A 3,057-nucleotide genomic window follows, 5' to 3' on the forward strand; every position below is an offset into this window, starting at 1 on the left:
CATGCTCAGCCTCGGCGGCCACAAACCAGTGCTCCCCGGCCGGGATTAACCCACAGAAGCAGCAGGAGAGCCGAGATTTTGAGCATTTCGGGCTGAAACGGATGTTTGGGGCCGGTTTTGAGCAAAATCTCCGTCGAATTGGTTCGAGACCGCCTGGCTGGTCCGCCTGGCTGGCGCCTAGCGGGTCCGGGCTCCGGCAGACGCCGGCCGCACCCGCTGCGCCTGCAGCGTGCGTTCCCGCATTGCGAGGAAAAGCGGGAAGGTGAAGGCGAAGGCTGTCAGACCCGAGAGCACCACGTAGAGCCAACCCCGCTTCATCCCGATCCGCCTGGCCTCGACGATGATCAGGATGCTGCCGGCCACCGCCACCACCAGCAGGTCAACGGTCAGTGACGACACCGCCGGACCGCTGTTCACCCAGTCACCGACGAAGTCGCGTAGCTGCACGATCGCCAGCAGGTTGAAGGTCCAGGTGCCCACGAGGCCGCCGAGGCTGAGCGCCAGGTAGACGGCGGCGAGCGGGGTCCAGTTTTTGGTCATACGTCATTATTGCCGCCCGGTAGGGTCGAAAGCCGACCCTGGGAGCACCATGCCACACGCATCTCGCAAGCCTGCGTCAACCCGCAGCCGGCGTTCCAGGCGACGGCCCGTCACCGCCCTGATGGTGGTCCTGCCGCTCCTGGCTTTGGTCTGGGCGATCGTGGTCGGCGTGCCCGGCGTCACACCGGGCGAGACATCCGTTCCCTTCCCGGTCGGATCCACGGCCGCGGCCCCGGTGACCGGCGACGCGGCCGACCTGCTCGCCACCCTGCCGGTCAAGGGCAAGGCCGCGAAGACCGGCTACGACCGCACCGGCGAGTTCGGCTCCGCCTGGCGCGACGTGGACGACAACGGCTGCGACACCCGCAACGATATCCTGGCCCGCGACCTGGCCGCGATCGTGACCGACGCGTCCTGCCGGGTCTTGAGCGGCCAGCTGCTGGCGCCGTACACGGGCGAATCGGTGTCGTTCGAGCGCGGCGAGACCACCTCGATGCTCGTGCAGATCGACCATCTGGTCGCTTTGTCGAACGCCTGGCAAACCGGCGCCGCACAACTGACCCGGGAAGAGCGGATCGCCCTGGCCAACGACCCGCTGAACCTGCTGGCCTCCGACGGTGTCTCCAACTCGCAGAAGGGCGACGGGGACGCCGCCACCTGGCTACCCGCGGAGAAGTCGTTCCGCTGCGAATATGTGGCCCGCCAGATCTCCGTGAAGGCCACCTACGGCCTATGGGTGGCCCCGGCCGAGCACGACGCCATGGTGCGCGTGCTCGCGACCTGCCCCGGCCAGCCTGCCTACTCGGCCACGCCCGGTCTGGACTAGTCCCGCGCCGGCACAGCACGAACCGGCACAGCCCGGCTACACCGACACGAGGACCTCGTCGATCTCGCTGAAGCCCTGGTCGGTGACGGTGATGACCAGCTTGGCCGGGATCTGCTCCTTCATGGAGTCGACATGGCTAATCAGACCGATGGTGCGGCCGCCGGCGCGGAGACCGTCCAGGGTGCTCATCGCGGTTTCCAGGGTGGCGCCGTCGAGGGACCCGAAGCCCTCGTCGACGAACAGGGTGTCGAGGGCGATGCCGCCGGCCTGGTTCGACACGATTTCCGCCAGCCCGAGGGCGAGGGCCAATGACGCCAGGAACGTCTCGCCGCCGGAGAGCGACTGGGTGGGGCGGGCCCGCCCGGTGTGCGCGTCCCGGATCATCAGCCCGAGCCCGGACTGGCCACCACGGAACTGCACCGAGTCGTCGTGTTCGAGGGTGTAGCGGCCCCCGGTCATGGTGCGTAGCCGGTTGTTGGCCGCTGCAATGATCTGCTCGAGCTGCGCGGCGAGAACGTAGGTCTCCAGGCGCATCCGTTTCGTGTTGGGTTCGTCGCCGTGCACGGCCGCCGCCAACTCCCTAACCTGCGTCTGCGTGGACAGAAGCTCCGCGCCGGCGTCGAAGTGCACGCGGGCATCCGTGACCAGGCCGGTCATGACGGCCACCCGCTCCCCCAGGGAGCCGCGTTCGGCCAGCGCCGCATCCCGTTCCGCCGCCGCCGTCACCAGGGTTTCCCGGGCCGGACCGACGTCGGTCAGGCCGGCGGGAAGACCCGTGAGTGCCGGTTCAGCCAGCACCGAGCGCGCCGCCGCGCGCGAATCGTCGTGGCCGCGGATCAGCTCTTCCAGCTGCCGCACGTCGGCGTCGTTCTGGTGGGCGGCGGCCACGTCCTGCTCGTCGACGAAACCTTCGCGGTCCAGCTGAGCCTGAACGGATGCGCCGGCGGCGTTCCGCAGGCTTCGGCGCTCACGGCTGTGGTCGAGGGCCTCGCCGAGGGCCCGCGCGGAGGCCAGCTCTGCCCGCAGCCGATCGACCCGGTGGCCCACCGAGGCGAAGTCGCCGCGCTGGGCGGACACTCGGTCGTCGATGGCCTGTCGGGCGCTGCGGCGCTCGGCAAGCTGCACGGCCGCCACATCGCGGGCGGAGCAGAGGCCTGCCAGGGCACGGCCGGCCTCGTCGAGTTCGGCCCGCAGCCGGCTCTTGTCGAGGCCGAGCGCTGCCGCCCGCACGCCCGCGTTCACGGCCGCGGCGAGGGCCACCTCGGACGCGGCCATTTCGGCGACGATTTCGTCGATGGTGCGCTCCCCGGCCCGGGCCCGGGCCTCGGCCAGATCGGTGGCCACGGTGCCTGCGGCGACGTGCGTCTGATCGAGTCGGGTCTGCGCCTGCTTCAGGCATGCCCGTGCCGCCACGATGTCGGCTTCGGTGACCGGTTCTTCATCGCCGGTGGCGGGAGCCGGATGCGCGGTCGAGCCGCACACCTCGCACGGCTCCCCCGGCACGAGGTGCGAGGCCAACTCGACGGCGTGGCCGGCCAGCCGCCGGTCCACAAGGGTCTGGTAGCGCACCGCCGCCGCCGCGTTCTCGCCGGCGGCGACCGCGTCGGCCCGGTGCGCCACCTCCAGCTCCGCGTCGAGACGCCGCACCTGGCCGGCCGCGCCCTCGGCCGCCCGCAGCCGCTCCGCCTGGG

General features: G+C 70.7%; 3 protein-coding genes. 1 reads left to right on the top strand and 2 read right to left on the bottom strand.

The features are described 5' to 3' along the window. Positions 1 to 177: 177 nt before the first annotated feature. The gene (locus CXY79_RS00040) at positions 178 to 540 is read right to left on the bottom strand and encodes a DUF2834 domain-containing protein (protein ID WP_104099135.1); all 363 of its coding nucleotides are present in this window, start codon (positions 538 to 540) and stop codon (positions 178 to 180) included. A 49-nt stretch (positions 541 to 589) separates the two neighbouring features. On the opposite strand from CXY79_RS00040, the gene CXY79_RS00045 reads away from it, so the two are divergent. Then, on the top strand, positions 590 to 1,366 hold the full coding sequence (locus CXY79_RS00045; RefSeq protein WP_104099136.1) for an HNH endonuclease family protein: 777 nt from the start codon (positions 590 to 592) through the stop codon (positions 1,364 to 1,366). Positions 1,367 to 1,402: 36 nt separating this feature from the next. Here CXY79_RS00045 and CXY79_RS00050 read toward each other — a convergent pair. Then, positions 1,403 to 3,057: SbcC/MukB-like Walker B domain-containing protein (locus tag CXY79_RS00050; protein ID WP_304466184.1), on the bottom strand; the 1,655-nt coding region annotated here is incomplete at its 5' end.

Origin of the sequence: Cryobacterium sp. M96 (genome assembly GCF_002929845.1) — a bacterium.
GTDB classification, from domain to species: Bacteria; Actinomycetota; Actinomycetes; order Actinomycetales; family Microbacteriaceae; genus Cryobacterium; species Cryobacterium sandaracinum.

Bases quoted from the DNA above. Each gene is read 5' to 3' on its own strand.
- CXY79_RS00040 (WP_104099135.1), bottom strand. From the start codon at position 540: ATGACCAAAAACTGGACCCCGCTCGCCGCCGTCTACCTGGCGCTCAGC.
- CXY79_RS00045 (WP_104099136.1), top strand. From the start codon at position 590: ATGCCACACGCATCTCGCAAGCCTGCGTCAACCCGCAGCCGGCGTTCC.